The sequence below is a fragment of the Rhizobium rhizoryzae genome, assembly GCF_011046895.1.
GTDB classification, from domain to species: domain Bacteria; phylum Pseudomonadota; class Alphaproteobacteria; order Rhizobiales; family Rhizobiaceae; genus Neorhizobium; species Neorhizobium rhizoryzae.
Window position 1 is genome coordinate 2,981,823 of the sequence record NZ_CP049250.1, and the last position, 19,515, is coordinate 3,001,337.

20 protein-coding genes, 1 tRNA gene and 1 pseudogene are annotated in these 19,515 nt (G+C 56.4%); 16 read left to right on the forward strand and 6 right to left on the reverse strand.

What is annotated here, in order from left to right; genetic code table 11:
* Nucleotides 1–189: 189 nt before the first annotated feature.
* The 6 genes from rplM (at nucleotide 190) to G6N80_RS20305 (ending at nucleotide 4,554) form a co-directional block, all read left to right on the forward strand.
* A complete protein-coding gene (gene rplM / locus G6N80_RS20280; RefSeq protein WP_062552647.1) occupies nucleotides 190–654 on the forward strand; it encodes a 50S ribosomal protein L13 in 465 nt (154 codons plus the stop codon).
* A gap of 2 nt (nucleotides 655–656) precedes the next feature.
* The gene (rpsI, locus tag G6N80_RS20285; RefSeq protein WP_062552648.1) at nucleotides 657–1,124 is read left to right on the forward strand and encodes a 30S ribosomal protein S9; all 468 of its coding nucleotides are present in this window, start codon (nucleotides 657–659) and stop codon (nucleotides 1,122–1,124) included.
* 148 nt (nucleotides 1,125–1,272) lie between these two features.
* A complete protein-coding gene (locus G6N80_RS20290) occupies nucleotides 1,273–1,620 on the forward strand; it encodes an antibiotic biosynthesis monooxygenase family protein (protein ID WP_062552649.1) in 348 nt (115 codons plus the stop codon).
* Between the two features lie 4 nt (nucleotides 1,621–1,624).
* Nucleotides 1,625–2,584, forward strand: coding sequence for an agmatinase (speB, locus tag G6N80_RS20295; RefSeq protein WP_165136343.1), 960 nt, complete (start codon nucleotides 1,625–1,627; stop codon nucleotides 2,582–2,584).
* Between the two features lie 63 nt (nucleotides 2,585–2,647).
* Nucleotides 2,648–3,580 carry an N-acetyl-gamma-glutamyl-phosphate reductase gene (argC, locus tag G6N80_RS20300; RefSeq protein ID WP_062552651.1) on the forward strand — a complete coding sequence of 311 codons (933 nt, stop codon included), beginning with the start codon at nucleotides 2,648–2,650 and terminating at the stop codon, nucleotides 3,578–3,580.
* A gap of 149 nt (nucleotides 3,581–3,729) precedes the next feature.
* Complete coding sequence (locus tag G6N80_RS20305; RefSeq protein WP_062552652.1) at nucleotides 3,730–4,554, forward strand: DODA-type extradiol aromatic ring-opening family dioxygenase; 825 nt, start codon at nucleotides 3,730–3,732, stop codon at nucleotides 4,552–4,554.
* 10 nt (nucleotides 4,555–4,564) lie between these two features.
* Here G6N80_RS20305 and G6N80_RS20310 read toward each other — a convergent pair whose 3' ends face one another.
* Entirely contained in the window at nucleotides 4,565–5,656 is a 1,092-nt protein-coding gene (locus tag G6N80_RS20310; RefSeq protein WP_062552653.1) for a COX15/CtaA family protein, read from the reverse strand.
* Nucleotides 5,657–5,785: 129 nt separating this feature from the next.
* Between G6N80_RS20310 and G6N80_RS20315 the strand changes: the two genes are divergently transcribed.
* The gene (locus G6N80_RS20315) at nucleotides 5,786–5,995 is read left to right on the forward strand and encodes a DUF2842 domain-containing protein (RefSeq protein WP_062552654.1); all 210 of its coding nucleotides are present in this window, start codon (nucleotides 5,786–5,788) and stop codon (nucleotides 5,993–5,995) included.
* Nucleotides 5,996–6,118: 123 nt separating this feature from the next.
* The gene (locus tag G6N80_RS20320) at nucleotides 6,119–7,321 is read left to right on the forward strand and encodes a GNAT family N-acetyltransferase (RefSeq protein ID WP_165136346.1); all 1,203 of its coding nucleotides are present in this window, start codon (nucleotides 6,119–6,121) and stop codon (nucleotides 7,319–7,321) included.
* A gap of 88 nt (nucleotides 7,322–7,409) precedes the next feature.
* Here the strand turns inward: G6N80_RS20320 and G6N80_RS20325 are convergent, their stop codons facing one another.
* Nucleotides 7,410–9,899 carry an exopolysaccharide transport family protein gene (locus tag G6N80_RS20325; protein WP_165136349.1) on the reverse strand — a complete coding sequence of 830 codons (2,490 nt, stop codon included), beginning with the start codon at nucleotides 9,897–9,899 and terminating at the stop codon, nucleotides 7,410–7,412.
* Nucleotides 9,900–10,087: 188 nt separating this feature from the next.
* Here G6N80_RS20325 and G6N80_RS20330 point away from each other — a divergent pair, with 188 nt between their 5' ends.
* From G6N80_RS20330 to G6N80_RS20365, 8 genes and pseudogenes are all read left to right on the forward strand, one after another.
* Nucleotides 10,088–10,666 carry a polysaccharide biosynthesis/export family protein gene (locus tag G6N80_RS20330; RefSeq protein ID WP_062552657.1) on the forward strand — a complete coding sequence of 193 codons (579 nt, stop codon included), beginning with the start codon at nucleotides 10,088–10,090 and terminating at the stop codon, nucleotides 10,664–10,666.
* A 4-nt stretch (nucleotides 10,667–10,670) separates the two neighbouring features.
* A pseudogene (locus tag G6N80_RS20335) lies at nucleotides 10,671–11,621 on the forward strand (glycosyltransferase family 4 protein); the annotation flags it as partial.
* Nucleotides 11,622–11,906: 285 nt separating this feature from the next.
* Nucleotides 11,907–13,457: an undecaprenyl-phosphate glucose phosphotransferase gene (locus G6N80_RS20340; RefSeq protein ID WP_165136352.1), complete on the forward strand. Its 1,551-nt coding sequence runs from the start codon at nucleotides 11,907–11,909 to the stop codon at nucleotides 13,455–13,457.
* Nucleotides 13,458–13,504: 47 nt separating this feature from the next.
* Nucleotides 13,505–14,719 (forward strand): O-antigen ligase family protein, encoded by a 1,215-nt coding sequence (locus tag G6N80_RS20345; protein ID WP_165137208.1) that lies wholly within the window; start codon nucleotides 13,505–13,507, stop codon nucleotides 14,717–14,719.
* 31 nt (nucleotides 14,720–14,750) lie between these two features.
* Nucleotides 14,751–15,044 carry a helix-turn-helix domain-containing protein gene (locus tag G6N80_RS20350; protein ID WP_206531709.1) on the forward strand — a complete coding sequence of 98 codons (294 nt, stop codon included), beginning with the start codon at nucleotides 14,751–14,753 and terminating at the stop codon, nucleotides 15,042–15,044.
* Nucleotides 15,045–15,216: 172 nt separating this feature from the next.
* Nucleotides 15,217–15,405: a hypothetical protein gene (locus G6N80_RS20355; RefSeq protein WP_062553192.1), complete on the forward strand. Its 189-nt coding sequence runs from the start codon at nucleotides 15,217–15,219 to the stop codon at nucleotides 15,403–15,405.
* Nucleotides 15,406–15,482: 77 nt separating this feature from the next.
* Nucleotides 15,483–15,559, forward strand: a tRNA-Pro gene (locus G6N80_RS20360).
* Nucleotides 15,560–15,699: 140 nt separating this feature from the next.
* Nucleotides 15,700–15,885 (forward strand): hypothetical protein, encoded by a 186-nt coding sequence (locus tag G6N80_RS20365; RefSeq protein ID WP_165136358.1) that lies wholly within the window; start codon nucleotides 15,700–15,702, stop codon nucleotides 15,883–15,885.
* A 486-nt stretch (nucleotides 15,886–16,371) separates the two neighbouring features.
* On the opposite strand, the gene G6N80_RS20370 is transcribed toward G6N80_RS20365, so the two are convergent.
* From G6N80_RS20370 to plsX, 4 genes are all read right to left on the reverse strand, one after another.
* Nucleotides 16,372–16,902, reverse strand: coding sequence for a MerR family transcriptional regulator (locus tag G6N80_RS20370; protein WP_165136361.1), 531 nt, complete (start codon nucleotides 16,900–16,902; stop codon nucleotides 16,372–16,374).
* A gap of 138 nt (nucleotides 16,903–17,040) precedes the next feature.
* A complete protein-coding gene (locus G6N80_RS20375) occupies nucleotides 17,041–17,379 on the reverse strand; it encodes an integration host factor subunit alpha (RefSeq protein ID WP_062552662.1) in 339 nt (112 codons plus the stop codon).
* Nucleotides 17,380–17,467: 88 nt separating this feature from the next.
* Nucleotides 17,468–18,439: a beta-ketoacyl-ACP synthase III gene (locus tag G6N80_RS20380; protein ID WP_165136364.1), complete on the reverse strand. Its 972-nt coding sequence runs from the start codon at nucleotides 18,437–18,439 to the stop codon at nucleotides 17,468–17,470.
* Between the two features lie 19 nt (nucleotides 18,440–18,458).
* Nucleotides 18,459–19,508, reverse strand: coding sequence for a phosphate acyltransferase PlsX (gene plsX / locus G6N80_RS20385; protein ID WP_062553194.1), 1,050 nt, complete (start codon nucleotides 19,506–19,508; stop codon nucleotides 18,459–18,461).
* Between the last annotated feature and the right edge of the window lie 7 nt (nucleotides 19,509–19,515).

Here is a 19,515-nt window from a genome sequence, read left to right on the forward strand (position 1 = left end):
TCGTTTTATTTCCAGACCGCCAATTGCAGCTATCTTGACGATAGCGGCATCTGTCCCTATAAGCCGCCGCAGGTCGTGAAAGCGTGACTTTCCTGCCCTGTTGGCCTGCTCGCGGGTCAAAACCAAGCAACAAGAAACGCCCGAGATGAGGTTTCCTCGCTACGGGATCATGAAAAGAAGAGAGCACATATGTCTACCTTCGTACAGAAGCCCGCTGAGGTGGAGAAGAAGTGGGTGCTGATCGACGCCGAAGGCCTCGTTGTCGGACGCCTCGCCACCATCATCGCAAACCATCTTCGCGGCAAGCATAAGGCTACCTACACGCCTCACGTCGACGACGGCGACAACGTCATCGTCATCAACGCTGAGAAGGTCGTCTTCACCGGCAAGAAGTACTCCGACAAGAAGTACTACTGGCACACCGGTTATCCGGGCGGCATCAAGGAGCGCACTGCACGCGCCATCATCGAAGGCCGCTTCCCTGAGCGTGTTCTCGAGAAGGCTGTTGAGCGCATGATCCCGCGCGGCCCGCTCGGACGTCGCCAGATGAAGAACCTGCGCGTTTATGCTGGCTCCAACCATCCGCATGAAGCACAGCAGCCGGTCACGCTCGATGTGGCCAAGCTCAGCAACAAGAACACAAGGAGCGCCTAAGCATGGCTGACCTTTCTTCCCTGAAGGACCTCGGCGTCGCTGGTCAGGCTTCCGCTCCGGCACGTGAGCGCAAGGTTGATGCACAGGGCCGTTCCTATGCTACCGGCAAGCGCAAGAACGCCGTTGCCCGCGTATGGGTCAAGGCTGGTTCCGGCAAGATCATTGTCAACGGCAAGGACTATTCGGCATACTTCGCACGTCCGGTTCTGCAGATGATCCTGCAGCAGCCGATCGTTGCAGCTGCCCGCAATGGCCAGTTCGACATTATCGCAACCGTTGCTGGCGGTGGCCTTTCCGGTCAGGCCGGTGCCGTTCGTCACGGTATCTCTAAGGCTCTCACCTACTTCGAACCAGGCCTGCGCTCGGTTCTGAAGAAGGGTGGCTTCCTGACCCGCGACAGCCGCGTTGTCGAGCGTAAGAAGTACGGTAAGGCTAAGGCCCGCCGTTCGTTCCAGTTCTCGAAGCGCTAATCGCTTCTGCTGGATACTGGATTGGAAAGGCGGGGCTTCGGCTCCGCCTTTTTTCGTTATGGCTTCATCAATAATCAGGCTTGTCCGGAGAAGCCATCTGGGCATCATCAGGCATCGTTTTGAACGAGGCTTCTAACGGGAGATCACTATGTCAGCGGAACCGAAAGATCGTTTCGCAGCGCTGCCAAAGCCACCCTATTTCGTGGTGGCTTTCAGTTCTCATCGAACTGTTGGTGATTGCGGATACGCAGACATGGCCCAGACCATGCTGGATCTTGCCGAGCAGCAACCGGGCTATCTCGGCTATGAGAGCGTGCGCGGCGCTGACGGATTTGGGATAGCCAATTCCTACTGGATCGATGAGGCCAGCATCATCGCGTGGAAACAAGTGGTAGACCACCTTGCCGCGCAGGAACAGGGCCGGAGGGACTGGTATGAACGTTATGAGGTTCGGATCGCCCTTGTGCAGCGCGCCTATGGCTTTGTGAAGGATTGATCCCATGGCTTCGAAATCCATCGATAACGCTTTTATGGCAAAAACAATACGTGGTGCCGCTACCGATCCCACCTATGCGGGCGCCCTGTCCTTCATGCGACGCCGGTACACCAAAAGTCTCGAGGCTGTCGATGCAGTCATTTTAGGCATTCCGTTTGACGCCGCTGTTTCCAACAGACCGGGCGCCCGCTTTGGACCGCAGGCGATCCGTCGCGCATCCGCGATCTTCGACAATGATCCCCAATACCCGTTTGCGCGGGATCTGTTCGAGCAGATGGCAGTCATCGATTACGGCGACGTGCTCCTCGACTACGGGAATCATCAAGAGACGCCTGCCCTCATCGAACAGGAAGCGGCGCACATCCTTTCCTCGAATGCCTATCTAATGTCGCTGGGTGGCGATCATTTCGTGACCTGGCCCTTGCTGAAAGCGCATGCTGCAAGACACGGCCCGCTGGCGCTCGTGCATTTTGATGCGCATCAGGATACGTGGGATGATGACGGAAAGCGCATCGATCATGGCTCGTTTGTGTGCAGAGCCGTCCGCGAGGGCGTCATCGATCCTGCCCGCTCTATCCAGATTGGCATAAGAACCGAAGCTCCGGACGATTTCGGCATTCGGATCATCCACGGCTACGAAGTCGAGGATCTGGGTGCACAGGCCATTGCAGACATGATCGTCTCCCATGTCGGCGAAGCACCCTGCTATCTCACTTTTGACATCGATTGCCTTGACCCGGCGTTTGCGCCTGGCACCGGCACGCCCGTCGCAGGCGGCCCCTCTTCCGCAAAGATGCTATCGGTTCTCCGGAAACTCGGCCCGCTCGACATTCGCGGCTCGGATATCGTGGAAGTGGCGCCTGCCTACGACCATGGGGATATCACCGCCATTGCCGGTGCGACGGTAGCCATGTATATGCTGGGTTTGCGTGCCGAACGACTGGCACGGTCGTTAACAAAATGAATCAACCGGCGGCTAAACTGATTCCGCCTGCACCCGTAACCCATTGAAAATCTGGACAAGGACATGAGCGCGAAAATCTTCATCGACGGCGAACACGGCACAACGGGACTGCAGATCCGCACCCGCATGGCTGGTCGCCGCGACGTGGAACTCCTGTCCATTCCCGAAGCGGAACGTCGCAACGCTGCCATGCGCGAGGATCTGCTCAATAGTGCGGACATCGCCATCCTTTGCCTGCCTGACGATGCATCTCGCGAGGCTGTTGCGATGCTGAGCGGCAATAACAAGGTTCGGATCATCGACACCTCGACGGCGTATCGCGTTGCCGAGGACTGGGCCTACGGCTTTGCCGAAATGGATAGCGCCCAGAGAAGCAAGATCCAGTCCGCGCGGCTCGTGGCCAATCCGGGTTGCTATCCAACCGGCGCGATTGCGCTCATTCGTCCGTTGCGGGCCGCAGGTCTTCTGCCAGACGGCTATCCTGTGAGCGTGAATGCCGTTTCCGGCTATACGGGCGGTGGCAAGCAGATGATTGCCCAGATGGAAGACCAGACGCGCGACGATGCCATTTCGGCCAATAACTTCCTTTATGGTCTGACCCTCAAGCATAAGCATGTGCCTGAGATGAAGATCCACGGCCTGCTTGACCGCGCGCCATTGTTCTCGCCGTCCGTCGGACGTTTCCCACAGGGAATGATCGTTCAGGTACCGCTTTTCCTGGATGACCTGAAACAGGGTGCAACGGTCGAAAGCATCCATGCCGCTCTGGTAGACCATTATGTCGGCCAGAACATTGTCAGCGTGGTTCCGCTTGAAGAGAGCAGCAAGCTGGGCCGTATCGACGCCGAGGAACTGGCCGGACAGGACACGATGAAGCTGTTCGTGTTTGGAACAGCGGGCGGCGCGCATGTCAATCTCGTCGCGCTTCTCGACAATCTTGGCAAAGGCGCCTCCGGAGCAGCGGTCCAGAACATGGATCTGATGCTCTCGGCATAAGTTTTCGCTGTTGACTTGAAGAAAGCTGTCGCCGCGAGGTGGCAGCTTTTTTATTGTTCAATTTTACTGAACGAATTGTCGGTATGCGTCTAGCTATGCGATGATCTTGCCGACTGATACGCCTTCTATAAGAGCTTTCGGAGGCGCTGATGTCGCACAAACTTCCAGTTTATTTCATTCCGCACGGCGGTGGGCCCTGGCCATTCATGGAATTTCCTAAAAACAATGAGGGAAAAGGACCATGGGATGATCTCGGTGCCTTCTTACGCAATCTTGCGGACGATGTCGGCAGGCGCCCGAAGGCAGTTCTGGTTATATCGGGTCACTGGGAGAATGAGCCGGTTCCAACTCTGAGCACCGCTTCCAAACCCGGCATGCTGTTCGACTATTACAACTTTCCAGCCCATACATACCAACTAAGCTATCCGGCCCCCGGATCTCCTGAACTTGCCGTGCGCGCTCGTAAACTGCTTTCAGATGCCGGTATTGAATCAGCAGAAGATGAAGCCAGAGGGTTTGATCACGGCGTCTTCATCCCCTTCATGCTGATCTATCCGAAGGCGGATGTACCGATCACGATGATCTCACTCAAGAATACGCTGGATGCGCCAAGCCATCTGGAGATCGGCAAGGCGCTTGAGCCGCTACGTGATGAAGGTGTCCTGATCATCGCGTCGGGAATGACCTATCATAACATGCCAATGTTCCGGAAAGCGGATCCGGAACATGTCGCGCAAGCTTCGCGATTCGACGCCTGGCTCGCCGAGGTCATTGAGGAAACAGATTCAGAAAACAGGGCAGCTCGCTTGTCGCACTGGGACAAGAACCCTGATGCGCTCGCCTGTCATGTGCCGGACCACGATCATCTTGTTCCGCTTTTTGTCGCGGCGGGTGCGGCCGGGAGCGATACCGGAAAACGGATATTCACGACCGAATTCCTCGGCAAGCCTTATTCCGCCTATCGCTTCGGCTGAACGTTAAGGATCAGGCTGAAACAACCTGATCCTTCGGGAACTCGCCGTAGAAGCCACGCCAGTGAGTGATAGCATAGCCCAGCACAACGAGGCCGCCGGCCTGATGCAAAAGCCCCATCTCAATGGGTACATGCAGGAGCAAAGTCGTAACGCCGATGGCGGCCTGAAGACAGACCAGTCCGAACAGAACGATGGCACCCTTCGCATGCGTCGTTCCGGGTGTCAGTCGGATGGACTGAATCATATGAACCAGAGTCAATGCGAGAAGCACGTAGGCGCCGCAGCGATGGACGAACTGCACTGTCTTCGGGTTCTCAAACAGGTTGATCCACCATGGGTTCTGCACGAAGAGGTCAGGCGGGATGATCGCGCCATCCATCAACGGCCAGGTGTTATAGGTAAAGCCAGCGTCGAGACCTGCCACCAGTGCACCCAGGTAGATCTGGAACAGAGCGAGAAAAGCCAACCCGCCTGCAGCCAGATGTGAATGTGCAGTTGGTGGCCGGTCTACCTGTTGCGGCGTCAGGCCGCGCATGATCCATACGCAGGCCGAGAAGATCATGCAGGCGATTGTCAGATGGGTAGCAAGCCGGTACTGCGACACATCGGTTCGCACTGATAGACCGGAAGACACCATCCACCAGCCGACAAAACCTTGAAAGCCGCCCAGGGCCAGAAGACCAACCAGCGGCAGACGCAGGCGCTTTTCGACACGACCGCTTAGCCAGAAAAACAGGAGCGGCAGGCCGAAAACCAGTCCGACCGCACGGGCCAGCAAACGGTGAGCCCATTCCCACCAGAAGATGGACTTGAACTCATCCAGCGCCATGCCCTTGTTGATCTGCTGGTACTCGGGAATCTGCTTGTAGAGCTGAAACTCCTCCTCCCAGTCTGCAACGCTCAAGGGCGGAATGACGCCGTGAATGGGTTTCCATTCAGTGATCGAGAGACCGGAATCCGTCAGCCGGGTTGCTCCGCCAACCAGAACGAGGCAGAACAGCGTTGCAATGACCGTTTTCAGCCACCATCTCAGCGCGGTTCGATTGGTCTCGACGCGCCCTACTGGCGCCTGCATCACTTCCGTCGTCTGCGACGTCGCCATGAGATCTCCTGACATTCGTCAACATGGTTATTGGGCGTTGATTTGCCCTACCCTTCGGTGCAAAACAAGTCCTCGCCCTTTGCGGCATGCCGTCGCGGTACGGGAGAGGTTCAACAAGGAGACAGACGAATGCCTCTGCGGCTCAAAAAGTTCATTGGCACGATCCTGATTATCGTCCTTGTATCGGTCTATGCAATCGTTGCGACAACCATCGCCACGCTAACCCTTTCCACAGCGCCCTGGTATGTCCACCTCCTCTATTTCCTGCTGACAGGCGTTATCTGGATCTTGCCCGCGATGCTGATTATCCGCTGGATGGCGGGGCCGAGAAATGTTTGAGGATCGCTTTAGAGCGCCTTAACCATCTGTCTAAAAGTTGATCGATGGCGTTCTCGTGCTAACAGCTTATGCGGCGTTTGCCGGTAAAGCTTGGGCCGCCACCTTCAGATGGACGGATTTGCCATGAGCGCAGTGACGGCACGGATAGATCAGGACAACTGCGCTGCGGACGCAGCGAAAGACCATGATCTGGTCGTAAGCCTTCATCAGGAAATCGAGCAGGTTGTGGATGCGTGGCGGGACCTGCAGCAGATCGCATGGAACAGTCCGCACCAGTCTATTGAGTGGTGCAAGGCCTGGTATGCGACGCAAGCCGACAAGCCGCTCTTCCTGTTGGGCTCTGACATGGGAAAGCCCCTGTTCGTTTTACCGCTTGCAGTTACCTCCAGCCACGGCATTCGGTCCGCTGGCTTTCCCGGCGGTTCGTTCAACAACATAAACACTGGCCTGTTCGCCGCAGGTTGCGACTTCTCGGAATCGGCGTTGGTGCACTGTATCGCACAGATCAAAAGCGCTTTGTCTGAGCACGTTGACGTTTTGCACATGCGTGCGATCCCGAAGGAATGGCAGGGTGCCAGACTGCCCTTGCACCGCCTTTCAGCCGTAGAGCATGTCAACCATTCCTTCCAATTGCCGCTTCTCGGATCGTTTGACGAGACCCTGGCGCAGATCAACGCCAAGCGCAGGCGCAAGAAGTTTCGCCAACAGACGCGGCGGATCAGCGAACTTGGAGGGTATGAGGTCTGCACGCCTGAGCACGCAGGTGAGCAACACGAACTTCTCGACCTTTTCTTTGAACAAAAGCGCGAACGCTTCCGGTCCCAGGGATTGCCGGATGTCTTTGCCAGCGCTTCCATACAGCATTTTTTTCATGCGCTTCTTGATGAGCCCGCCGATGCAGAAAACTATCCCTTAAGGCTTTCAGCAATCAAGCTAACGGCGGGTGGCGACCGCGCAATCCCAGCAATCTGCGGCCTGACGCGTAAGGGCAATCACATAATCTGCCAATTTGGTTCGATTGATGAGAGTCGCGTGCCGGAAACGAGCCCGGGTGAACTGCTGTTCTGGCATGTCATCGAAAATGCTTGCAGCACGGGCGCGAAACTTTTCGATTTTGGACTGGGTGATCAACTCTACAAACGCAGTTGGTGCCCGGTAGAAACGGTGCACTATGATCTGATGGTTCCGGTTTCCGGTCGAGGCCATCTGGCAGCCATCGCAAGGCAGGCGCAGATCCGCCTAAAATCGCGGCTGAAACGCAGTCAGACCATCTACCGTCTGCTACAGCGAATCAGAGCCTCAAAGATTGCCTCCCCAGAAGGCTGAAAACCCGCTGACACTACACGCGCCAGCGGGCTCTGCTTTATAACGGTACGATGTGATCCAGTCGTATCATTTCTGGATCTCAGGATTATCAGGCCGCGTGCCGCCCGCGATTTTCCGGGTTGTCGGTCACGCTCGCAGTCATCGCAAGTGCATCGCCGTAACCGGCCTTCCGGAATGCCTCGAGTTGGCTTGCGATGATTTCGTCTCCTGCGCCTGCCAGCGACAGAACGATCTGCATCGGGTTGTTCTTCGTCAGCCGAGCGAGGCTGCGAGGCTCTGCCCGCCCGCATTCGATAATCACAATGTCATAGGCGCCGGTCAGGGCATCGAAAATCATCCCCAGCCTGTCAGCACCGCGCATGGCCTGGGCGGGATCAGCGCCGCCCTGCGGGATGATGTGAGCATCGGACAGACGATCGGGATGAATGGTCTCACCAAACGGCGTCGTGCCACAGAGAAGGTCCGTGATGCCGGGAAGTTGGGCATTGTGTGCCATCAGTCGGGTCGGACATGCGGAGCCTGACATATCGATGAGCACCACACTGCGACCCATTTCTGCGATCTCGCGCGCCAGCAGCACCGTCGCCGTGGAACCATCGTCGCCGGTTGGCGATACGCTGATTGCCATAGGGAGACCTGTGCGCGTCAACAGATCACGAACGTTTTCAACGCTCAGGGACAAAACCTCAACAGGTTCTTCCTGATCCTGCTTCGGTGGCTCCACCGAATTCGAAACAGTTGGTGCAACGCTCATCTCATCTCGCGCGGCTTCTTGAATCTCTACCTCGTCGCCAGACTTTGAAGACAGCGACTCCTTGAGCTCCCGGAAGGGGTCCGTGCGCATCTCGTCTATAGAAACGGCATCTGCCGCGTCAGAAACAGACTTTGAGGGCTGGGGTGCGGGCGTCACGATTACCTTCTCGTCACTGTCCTCCTTCGCCACGGCGGAGCGCGCGCGCAGTTTGGCCAGAGCACTGAAGGTTCGCACCGATGTATCGTCGGGCTTTTCGTTGATCGCTTCAATCTCGGTTGTCGTCTTTTTCCGGACGACAAGGGGCTGCTCGCCTGACTGTTCGAAAGAGGAAGCGTGTGCCGAATTTATTGCTGTATCGGGCAATTCGACCCTTGCATGAGTATCGACAGGTTTTGTCGACCGAACCACAACAAGGTCTTCGTTGCTGGTTGCGGCAGGGCGAAGGCCGCGCCCGCTAAAGAGAGCCGCAACGACAATGCCAAGCGCATACAATATGAGTGTGGCCAGCGCCACGACAATGGTGATCGGCACGACCTTGGGGAAATAGGGTTCGGACGGCTCTACAGCGGTTGAAATCACGCGAGCATCGGCTGGCGTTGCCGCCCGATCTGCGCGCGATGCAGCTTCGCGGTATCTGGAGAGATAGCTTTCAAGCAACTGCCGTTGTGCCGCCGCTTCGCGCTCCAGGGCGCGTAGGCCAACCTCTTCTTCGCCTGCACGGGCAGAATCCGCCTTAATCGTGGTCAGTTGCTGATTCAACTGAACTTCACGCGCGTTTGCAACCTGCGCTTCACTTTCGGCTGCCGCAAGAATTTTTCGGGTCTCAGCCTGGATCTGTTGGCGAATTCCCGCCAATTGCGCCTTCAGTCCACGCAGGCGGGGATGTCCGTCCATCATGGAGATCGAAAGATCGGCAATCTGCGCCTGAAGGTTTGCTTCGGTTTCCTTCAGCCGCTGAATCATCGGCGAAGCGATGACATCATTCAACGTATCGTAGCCAGTTCCAGCATCCAGCGCCCGCTTGACGTTCTGAGCCTTGGCTTCCGCGGTTGCCTTCTCAGTTCGCACCCTTGCGATCTCAGTGGAGATATCGTTCAACTGGCGCTCTGAGAAACTGGTGTTATCCGAGGAGCGAAACAGGCCAGCCGATGTTCGATAATCCGCGACCTTTTTTTCGGCCTCCTGAACCTTTGTTCGCAGAGCCTGGATTTCCGGCTCCAGCCAACGAGTGGTCTCAGTATGCGTATCGATCTTCGCGCCGCTCTGCATGGAGAGATAAAGATCTGCCATCCGGTTAGGCACAGCAGCCGCCAGCTTGGGGTCTTGCGACGAAAACTCGATTGCGATGATGCGTGAGCCTTCGACCGGGTAGACCTGCAACTTCTCTCGGAATGCTTTCAGCACCCTCTCCTCGGGTGCCGTGTCCATCGGATTGGACTTCATACCTATCGCAACGAGTGGCCCGGACAGGAAGGAATGCGCTTCCGGATCGAACTCCTTGAGATCGGCCAGCTTCAGATCTCTTGCGACCGCCTTGATGAGATCCGCTGACTGCAGGATCTGCGCCTGGCTCACGATATTGTATTGATCGAGCACCGGTTCGGAGGCGCCTTGCGTTTCGCGACCTGCCACGGAGTTTTCTCGCGTTTCGATCAGCAGGCGCGTTTCAGCCTTGTAGGCTGGCGTCATGGTGCCGGCAATTGCCAGAGCAATGCCACCGGCCAGGATCGTCGTGGCCAGAATTCGCATGCGGCGTTCCCACACCGCGCTCATCAACTGGCCGATGTCGATATCTGCGTCCTGATTTCCGCTTACGCCAGACATTGCGCACTCCACGATTTCATTTGGGCGCGAGCGTAAAGGACTATGGTAAGCGTCCGGTTAACGTTCGAAAGCTCATACGAATGCACGAATCTACGTCAAATCAGGGCTGGCCGTGGACACTTTTACCAGACATTAACCCTAACAGTTCCATAACGGGCCATCAGTTTCTTCCAGCGGAGTTCGCGCGGATGGAGTTCGCCCGTTTTAAATCAGTTGTAGCTCTGGCGCTTGCAGCCCTTTCTGCAACCACGCTTGCCGGATGCACCTCCTATGCACCTGCGCCCAAGGCATTTCACGAGGCCACTATCCAGCCTTATCGCCTGGATAGTGGTGATCGCCTGCGTGTGACCGTTTTTGAGCAGCCTAGCCTCTCCAACACCTACACTGTCGACCAGGCCGGTTACATCTCCTTCCCGCTCGTCGGTCAGGTAACAGCACGCGGCCAGACACTAAGCGGACTTTCCGGAGCCATCGCGGCAAAACTCAAGCAAGGCTATCTGCGCGATCCCGATGTATCCATCGAAGTCGACCGCTATCGCCCGGTTTTCGTGATGGGTGAAGTTGGTCGCCCCGGACAATATTCTTACGTTCCTGGAATGACGGCGCAGAACGCCATTGCCATTGCCGGAGGCTTTACGCCCCGCGGCAACCAGCGCGAAATTGACGTCACGCGCAAGATCAACGGACAGATCCTGACTGGCAAGACGACCATCTCTGCGCCGATCCTGGCTGGAGACACTATCTACGTCAAAGAACGTCTCTTCTGATCATATGGCTGCGTCACGACCGCTCCGCATCATTCACTGCTTCAGGTCGCCCGTCGGCGGCATCTTTCGGCATGTGCGCGATCTGGTAGACGCGCATTCGGAGGCTGGTCATCAGATCGGCATCCTCTGTGACAGTTCGACAGGCGGAGCACATGAGGAGGCCCTGTTCGATCGGATCAAACCAAAACTGGCACTGGGATTGATGCGCTTGCCCATCCAGCGGTCAGTGTCGCCGGGAGATCTTCTCGCACTTTATGACAGTTACAAACATATCAAGAGCTTGCAGCCGGATGTTCTGCATGGACATGGCGCCAAAGGTGGCGTCCTTGCCCGTCTCATCGGCTCAGCCCTGCGGGTCAACAGGTATCGCGTAGCCCGCTTCTATTCGCCTCACGGCGGCAGTCTGCACTATGATGAAAAGCGCCTTTCCGGCAAGGCGGTCATGTGGTTGGAGCGCATGCAGGAGTACTTCACCGACGGCTTGGTCTTCGTCTGTGACTACGAGCGGCGCGTCTACGAGCAGAAGGTAGGCAGGCCCCGTGTCGCCGGTAAAGTAATCTATAACGGGATCGACGACACCGAGTTTAAACCGATTGCGACTGTGCCGAACGGGGCAGATTTCCTGTACATCGGGATGATGCGGGATCTCAAAGGTCCAGATGTCTTCATCACTGCGTTCGAGCTGGCCGAGAAAATGCTCGGACGACGCCTGTCCGCTGCAATGGTCGGCGACGGACCCGACAAGGAAACCTATATCCGGACCATCCGTGGAAGAGGGCTGTCGGACCGCATCTCGATGGACAATGCGATGCCGGCTGCGGCTGCATTTTCGATGGCGGACATCGTCGTGGTGCCATCCCGTGCCGAAGCGATGCCCTATATCGTTCTTGAGGCTCTCGCCGCCGGCAAAGTTGTGCTTGCCAGCAGGGTCGGCGGCATTCCGGAAATTCTTGGCGAGCAGAGCCGCGCCCTTGCCATACCCGGAAGTGCAGAGGATCTGGCGCGCTTGATGGTTGAATCAAGAAGCGAGAACGGATGGCGAGAACGGGTAATGCCGCTGCCTGAACAGTTTCGCGCCCGCTTTTCAGCCGATGCGATGGCGTCTTCCATGCTCGAGCTATATCAAGATACTCTAACCAAAGGTTCAAAACTTTCTTAGCATCTTGCTGCTAATGCTCGGCAATGCGCAGAATGAAACAGGCGGTGCCTGGGCGCGTTTGCGATCAATGGGATCCGAGCAATGAGCGAGCCGGCAGGAAAGCAGGAATTCGACGTCGAGGCATTGCGTCGACAGGTTTCCGAGATCCAAAGCCGATCTGAAACCGGGCAGGAAGAGCCTCCAGCCCAGTTGAACGATTTTGCACAGCAAATCGCCGAGCAGTTTCGCGACACGAATACCACACCATCCATGCTCATCGGCAAGTTCCGACTTCTGGAAGGCATGGTCGTTGTCCTCATCAGTCTTCTCGCCCATTACCTCAGCGACAACCGGGATCTGGAATCGCTCATCATCCAGTTCTTCACTTCCGTATTTGCAGCCGGTCTGATGATACTGAGCCTGCAAATTGCGGATACCTACCAAATTCCCTCACTGCGAATGCCTCGTCGCATGGTCATCCGCGTCGTCATTTGCTGGAGCCTTGGTTGGGGTGCCGTTGGGCTTTTGAACTGGCTTCTGCTGTCCTACACGCCTGATGTGCATACGTTTGCGTGGTGGGTGTTTGGCACTGCAGCCATGATTGCGGTGCGCTATCTGATGGCGATTGCCATTCGGCATTGGGCACGCAACGGCATCATGGAGCGTCGCGCTGTGATCGTTGGCGGCGGCCAGCCAGCGAAGGATCTTGTGCGCGCGCTCGAAGCGCAGCCTGAAAACGACATCCGCATCTGTGGTATCTTTGATGATCGTGGCAGCGCCCGCTCGCCGGATCTGGTCGCCGGCTATCCAAAGCTTGGGACATTCGGCGAGTTGGTTACCTTTGCCCGCCTCGCGCGGATCGACATGTTGATCATCGCGCTACCGGCATCCGCAGAACAGAGAATCCTCCAACTGCTGAAGAAGCTCTGGGTTCTGCCGGTCGATATTCGCCTCGCCGCACACGCACACCAGCTTCGTTTCCGTCCCCGCGCCTATAGTCACGTCGGCGCCGTGCCGATGCTCGACATCTTCGACAAACCGCTTCGGGACTGGGACTCGGTTTCAAAACGCGCCTTCGACATCTTCTTTTCAAGCCTCGCATTGTTGCTGTGCTGGCCGATCATGATCGGCTGTGCCATTGCTGTTAAAGCAACCTCAAAGGGCCCCGCGCTCTTCATTCAGAAGCGCCATGGTTTCAACAATGAGGTCATCAACGTCCTGAAGTTCCGCTCCATGTATACCGAGCAGAGCGATCCGACTGCGAAGAAGGCGGTGACGAAGCACGATCCGCGTGTGACACCTGTGGGGCGCTTTATTCGCAAGTCGTCGCTGGATGAACTTCCGCAATTGTTCAATGTGCTGCGCGGTGAACTTTCCCTCGTTGGGCCGCGACCGCATGCGGTCCAGGCCCAGACCGGCGACAGGAAATATGTCGATGTGGTCGAAAGCTATTTCGCCCGTCACCGGGTCAAGCCTGGCGTAACGGGTTGGGCGCAGATCAATGGCCTGCGCGGGGAGCTCGACAGCGACGAAAAAATCAAGGCCCGCATCGCTTTTGATCTCGACTACATCGAGAACTGGTCGCTTTGGCTCGACCTCAAGATCCTGTTCCTGACGCCCATCAGGCTGCTGAACACGGAGAATGCGTATTGAGCGTCGCGTTCGAGGCCCCGGTTTCTGCCAAGCCATTCAACCCACAAATGGCGGCCCTACGCATCATCGGGTCCGCCATGGTTGCCTTTGGTGTTTTTCTCTCGGGCTTCGTCATTCGTGAGCCAGCTCCCTACGAAGTGATGCTGGCCGTGCAGATTGCGATCTGGTTTCTGCTCGGCCTCAAGATTTCGCGATCGGTCGCTCCGCTGCTCGTGCTGATGCTCTTGTTCAATATCGGCGGTATGTTTTCGCTGACCGTCATGAACGACATGACCGGGGCGCCGCTTTACATGGCGGTCTCAACGTTTCTGGCTCTTACCTCGGTATTTTATGCCGCCATCATCGAAGACGGGCACCATCGCCTTCTGCTGATCTTCAGGGCCTGGGTGGCGGGCGCTGTTATTACCGCCCTCCTCGGCATCCTTGGCTACTTCCACGCCTTTCCCGGTGCGGAAATTTTCACACGCTATGACCGAGCCATGGGTGCCTTTCAGGATCCCAACGTCTTCGGCCCCTATCTGGTGGCACCGGCAATCTACCTGATGTATCGGCTGCTCACGACCCGCTTAAGCCGTGCTGTTTTCTACGTTCCGGGCATTTTGATTCTGGCGCTTGGAATCTTTCTATCCTTTTCGCGTGCAGCCTGGGGTCTGTTCGCTTTTGCTGCCATTGCCTTGATCGTCGTGATGCTTCTCAAGGAACGCACAGCGGCATTTCGGATGAAGATCTTCACGCTGAGCCTGACAGCAGTCGTTATTCTGATGATGGCGATTGCCGGTGCGATGCAATCGAAGAAGGTATCCGACCTGTTCATGAACCGCGCCAAGCTCGTTCAGGAGTATGACGGAGCAAGACTGGGTCGCTTCGAACGTCACAAGATCGGCTTCCTGATGGCGATGGAACGCCCCCTCGGCATGGGGCCCATGGTACTTGGCAAGATGTTTGGCGAAGATGAGCACAACATTTGGCTCAAGACCCTGACGACCTACGGTTGGCTGGGCTTCGTGTGCTATCTCATCCTGCTATGGTCGACACTCTTCATCGGCTTCCGCTCGCTGCTGCGGGAGCGGCCTTGGCAGCCCTTCCTGATGGTCGCCTGGATTGTCCTCGCAGGTCACGCGTTGATCGGAAATGTCATCGATCTCGATCACTGGCGACATGTCTATATGCTTTTCGGGATCATTTGGGGCTGTTTCGCGCTCGAAAACAACTGGCAAAAACGGACACGGCAAAGTTCGCTTGCCAATGCCGGGATAGCTTGAAAAGTCCCACTCCTGCCCCAGTTCATCTTGCATGATGACCATTCAGCAAATGCGGGCTGCACGTGCAGCGCTAAACCTTTCCCTGGAAGACATTGCCGGCTTTACCGGCGTGGAAGCGCACAAGATCATCGCCTCTGAAAGCGGCGGTGGTGACCTGGACCCTCAGGCGTCAGAGCGGATTCGGGCGTTTCTGGAAAGCCGTGGTATTGTCTTCTTCGAGAGAGGACAGGCCGATCCCGGCATTGGACCGGGAATTCAATGGAGAGATCAAACTCTTGATCAGGGAACCCGTCCGGAAAATCTGAACTCAACGAACGACGATTAGTGGCTGGAATCGCTCCCCCCCCTGCAGGTCTCCTCGGAGCGGTCCAAAACTCGGCTAGCGTATTATTACACTCATCATTGAATTTGGACTTTATTTTTCAACCATTTGGATAGATCATTGGAACAAGTCGAGCCGAGTATCGTTGTTGCGTCAGATTCAGATGGGGGAAATCATGACAACGCACGTCGATCAGCATCTCACCGAAACATCCGGACTGAGGAAAGTCTGGAATGTCGCCGAATTCGCCAAGCGCTATCGCCTTGATCCGCAGGAGGAAAATCGCCTGCTCAAGCTGCTTGGTCCCTTCGCAAGCGAACAGGAACTTCTGATGAATGCCAGCCGGACGCCACTTTATCGCTGAACTGGTTATTTCGACAGTTTAGACTTGCGAAGCAGTCGGCAAGCCAGTATGGAGATCAGGCTTCTTCGGAAGCGGGTCGGGGCGTAGCGCAGCCCGGTAGCGCACTTGACTGGGGGTCAAGGGGTCGCTGGTTCGAATCCAGTCGTCCCGACCATTTAACTTTTTAAGCCATTACCCCAGCATTGGCTTTCTCATCCTCTTCGCCTTCTTACTTCTGAACAGACGTTTGCCTGCGCAATGCCGGGGGAACAATCGGCTTCATCTCCGGTTTGCTTCCACAGACAGGAGATCATCATGACGGACCAGGGTAAGACAAAAGCGACTGCGACCGAATCTGCAACAGGATTGCACCGATCCGCAAAAGCGGAAGAGACGCGAACGGAAAACCTCAAGGGGTCAGATCTTCGTAAAGGCGCAGAACGCGTTGAAGAACGCTCCAGAAGCTCAGATGGAAAGTCCCCCGGCGACAAGCAAGTCTGACGCTACTCAGAATCCTCGACCGTCGTTCCCGGCGGCAGAGACATTGCTACACCAACCGCTGTTGAGACACGGATAAAACCGTTGATCAAATCGTTGTGTAACATTGACAATCAAAGTTTGATCACACTGCATGCATTTTAGTGTTTCAGTTTCGATTAATTTTAATCTACTATGAAGATCCAGACGACATTGGGACGGGGTCGATATGGCGCTTCAGGGACGGATTTTCGTATTTGGCTTGGTGTTGTTCACGATTTGCATGCCACTGGCTGCAAAGAAGGCTGAAGCAGACGCCCGCCAGCACAATATGGCATTAATGGCCAAGGTTCGCGCTTAACGGCGAAAAATAACACCCAACGGCGACGATCAAACGGCGGACCTTGTTGACGCGTTCAGTTGTCTTTGTTGCGACCAGCGACAGTGTAACTCGCCACTCTTGTGAAAACTGTCGATTCCGGTTGGGAACCTCTTATGCACGCTTGGATATCAGCGAACCTGATCAAGTAGCCGTTTGCATTCAAGCAGATCAAAAAGCGCTTCCTGCAGTAAGGCACGGTCTTCCTTGCCAATTGAGTTCTTGCCGATCGAGACCTCGTCATCACTCGATCCACCGAAGCCAAAGAAGCGACCGCTGGGTTTTGCTTTCGGTTTGCCAAGCAATTGATCTTCATCTGCATGGCTGAGGCCCTTTGGCTCCTCATGCCGGTCGCTGTTGGCCGCCATGATGGCTTCCATGGTTGCCATATCACCCGTGGCAATTGCTGTTACGAACTTGTTGCCGTTGGACTTCAGGAGCTTCTGGACGCCCTTGATCGTGTAGCCATGATCGTAGAGAAGATGGCGAATTCCCTTCAAGAGGTCGATGTCTTCCGGGCGGTAGTAGCGACGTCCGCCGCCCCTCTTCATGGGCTTGATTTGCGGAAAACGGGTTTCCCAGAAGCGCAACACGTGCTGCGGAAGATCAAGATCATCCGCAACTTCGCTGATCGTGCGGAACGCGTCGGGGCTCTTATCCACGTTTACATATCTCCGAGGAACCGTCGTGCCGAATCACGACAACGCATCCAGTCATAATGCATTTCAGCGACACTGCATCATCGGATCAAGTGCAGTGGTCGCGAACCAACAGAGTTTAATGTTTTGATTTTGGCGCGATCAAGACGCTGGATTCGCAGGCTTCTGCTTCGCCTTGCGTGACAAGTGAGACTTCAGAATTCTCTGCTTCAAAACGTTCGATGCTTTGAACGTCATCACCCGGCGGGGCGAAATTGGAACCTCTTCCCCGGTCTTCGGATTGCGACCTATGCGCTCATTCTTGGCTCGAACCTGGAAGGTCGCGAAGGAAGACAGCTTGACCGTCTCGCCCCGTACGATGGCGTTGCAGATCTCGTCGATCACTGTCTCCACCAACTCGGCGGATTCTGTTCTGGACAGGCCGACCTTGCGAAACACCGACTCTGCCAAATCTGCCCGTGTTACTGTTTTGCCAGCCATGATCCTCGCCCGTCTGAAGCTGTATTGATCAATTTTTTCAAACACTATGTGCGTTAATGCCTAGGGTCAAGCGCCTCTCTTGCGGCTTCTACCAACGGACCAGCAAAGCACCCCAGGTAAAGCCCCCGCCCATGGCCTCCAGCATCACGAGATCGCCCTGCTTGATGCGGCCATCACTGGCGGCCACAGACAGGGCCAGTGGGATGGATGCCGCCGACGTATTGCCATGCAGATCGACTGTCACCACAACCTTTTCGAGAGGGATGCCAAGCTTTTTCGCTGAGCCATCGATGATTCTGCGATTCGCCTGATGGGGCACAAGCCAGTTCAGATCTTCAGCCGTTGTCCCGGTCGCCTCAAAAGCAGCGACGATAACATCCGTAATCATGCCGACGGCGTGTTTGAAGACCTCCCGGCCCTCCATCCGCAAATGACCGACGGTGCCCGTCGTCGACGGCCCACCGTCGACATAGAGCTTTTCCTTGTGCGATCCGTCAGACCGCAGATGAGACGTCAGAACGCCGCGATCTGACACCTTGCCTTCCTGTTGCTGCGCTTCCAGGACCAGCGCACCGGCGCCATCACCGAAGAGAACGCAGGTTGTGCGATCCGTCCAGTCCAGAATGCGGGAGAAGGTTTCCGCACCGATGACCAGGGCGCGCTTCGCCATCCCTGCCCGCAGATGCGCGTCGGCGGTGGCCATGGCATAGACGAAGCCCGTGCAGACAGCCTGTACGTCGAAGGCGTAGCCCTTGGTCATACCAAGGCGATTCTGAATATTGACGGCAGTTGCCGGAAACGTGTTGTCCGGCGTGGACGTCGCAACGATAACGAGGTCGATGTCGTCTGGCGTAAGGCCTGCGCGCTGCAGGGCGTCCCGTGCCGCGGCTTCCCCGAGAGACGCTGTGGTTTCTCCCTCGCCTGCAATGTAACGCTGGCGAATTCCGGTGCGCTGGACAATCCAGTCGTCGGAGGTTTCGACAAGGCTTTCCATTTCCTTGTTCGTGACGACGCGTTGGGGCAGTGCGGAACCAAAGCCGCGGACGACAGAGCGAATCATCTGATGCAAATTCCTTTGGTCACGCCGCTTCTTCCGGGCCTGCAGGAGGCAGGCGGCGGGCATGATATGTTTTCAAATCCTGTACGATCTTCTGGTTCAACGCATTCCGCACCATGTCGTAGCCGACATCGATGGCAGCCGCATAACCTTCGGCATCCGTTCCGCCGTGACTTTTGATGACGATGCCGTTCAAGCCGAGGAACACGCCGCCATTGACCTTGCGCGGGTCCATCTTCTCGCGCAACCGGTCAAAGGCACCCTTTGCAAGCAGATAACCGATCTTCGACATCAGTGTGCGGGACATTGCCGAGCGAAGCAATTCAGCCATCTGCTTGGCTGTGCCTTCCGCCGTCTTGAGAGCGATGTTTCCGGTAAAACCTTCCGTCACCACCACATCCACGACGCCGCGGCCGATATCGTCGCCTTCAACGAAACCGTGGTAGGAAATTGTCGACAGATTGGCCTCACGCAGCATGCGCCCGGCTTCCTTGACCTCTTCCTGTCCCTTGACCTCTTCCACGCCGACATTCAGCAAACCGACGGTGGGCTTCTCAATTTCAAACAGCGCGCGCGCCATGGCGCCGCCCATCAACGAGAAGTCCAGCAACTGCTGCGCGTCAGCACCGATGGTGGCGCCAATGTCGAGAACGATGCTTTCGCCCTTCAGCGTCGGCCAGATACCGGCAATCGCAGGGCGTTCGATATTCTCCATCGTCCGGAGGCAAAATTTTGCCATGGCCATCAGCGCGCCGGTATTCCCGGCAGACACAACGGCATCGGCCTCACCGGACTTCACGGCCTCAATGGAGCGCCACATGCTTGAAACGTAGCGACCACGCCGCAGCGCCGCGCTTGGCTTTTCGTCCATCGTGATTGCGACATCGCAATGATGGAATGTCGTCTTTTCCTTCAGCTTCGGGAATTTGGCGAGAATTGGCTCGCATTCCTGCTGAAGTCCGTACATGACGAAAACCATGTCCGGATGGCGCTCCAGAGCCTTGGCTGCACCTGGAATGACCACGGCAGGACCGAAATCACCGCCCATGGCATCAAGAGAAATTCTGATCACGCGTTCC

Bases quoted from the DNA above. Each gene is read 5' to 3' on its own strand.
- rplM (WP_062552647.1), top strand. From the start codon at position 190: ATGTCTACCTTCGTACAGAAGCCCGCTGAGGTGGAGAAGAAGTGGGTG.
- rpsI (WP_062552648.1), top strand. From the start codon at position 657: ATGGCTGACCTTTCTTCCCTGAAGGACCTCGGCGTCGCTGGTCAGGCT.
- G6N80_RS20290 (WP_062552649.1), top strand. From the start codon at position 1,273: ATGTCAGCGGAACCGAAAGATCGTTTCGCAGCGCTGCCAAAGCCACCC.
- speB (WP_165136343.1), top strand. From the start codon at position 1,625: ATGGCTTCGAAATCCATCGATAACGCTTTTATGGCAAAAACAATACGT.
- argC (WP_062552651.1), top strand. From the start codon at position 2,648: ATGAGCGCGAAAATCTTCATCGACGGCGAACACGGCACAACGGGACTG.
- G6N80_RS20305 (WP_062552652.1), top strand. From the start codon at position 3,730: ATGTCGCACAAACTTCCAGTTTATTTCATTCCGCACGGCGGTGGGCCC.
- G6N80_RS20310 (WP_062552653.1), bottom strand. From the start codon at position 5,656: ATGGCGACGTCGCAGACGACGGAAGTGATGCAGGCGCCAGTAGGGCGC.
- G6N80_RS20315 (WP_062552654.1), top strand. From the start codon at position 5,786: ATGCCTCTGCGGCTCAAAAAGTTCATTGGCACGATCCTGATTATCGTC.
- G6N80_RS20320 (WP_165136346.1), top strand. From the start codon at position 6,119: ATGAGCGCAGTGACGGCACGGATAGATCAGGACAACTGCGCTGCGGAC.
- G6N80_RS20325 (WP_165136349.1), bottom strand. From the start codon at position 9,899: ATGTCTGGCGTAAGCGGAAATCAGGACGCAGATATCGACATCGGCCAG.
- G6N80_RS20330 (WP_062552657.1), top strand. From the start codon at position 10,088: ATGGAGTTCGCCCGTTTTAAATCAGTTGTAGCTCTGGCGCTTGCAGCC.
- G6N80_RS20340 (WP_165136352.1), top strand. From the start codon at position 11,907: ATGAGCGAGCCGGCAGGAAAGCAGGAATTCGACGTCGAGGCATTGCGT.
- G6N80_RS20345 (WP_165137208.1), top strand. From the start codon at position 13,505: ATGGCGGCCCTACGCATCATCGGGTCCGCCATGGTTGCCTTTGGTGTT.
- G6N80_RS20350 (WP_206531709.1), top strand. From the start codon at position 14,751: ATGATGACCATTCAGCAAATGCGGGCTGCACGTGCAGCGCTAAACCTT.
- G6N80_RS20355 (WP_062553192.1), top strand. From the start codon at position 15,217: ATGACAACGCACGTCGATCAGCATCTCACCGAAACATCCGGACTGAGG.
- G6N80_RS20365 (WP_165136358.1), top strand. From the start codon at position 15,700: ATGACGGACCAGGGTAAGACAAAAGCGACTGCGACCGAATCTGCAACA.
- G6N80_RS20375 (WP_062552662.1), bottom strand. From the start codon at position 17,379: ATGGCTGGCAAAACAGTAACACGGGCAGATTTGGCAGAGTCGGTGTTT.
- G6N80_RS20380 (WP_165136364.1), bottom strand. From the start codon at position 18,439: ATGATTCGCTCTGTCGTCCGCGGCTTTGGTTCCGCACTGCCCCAACGC.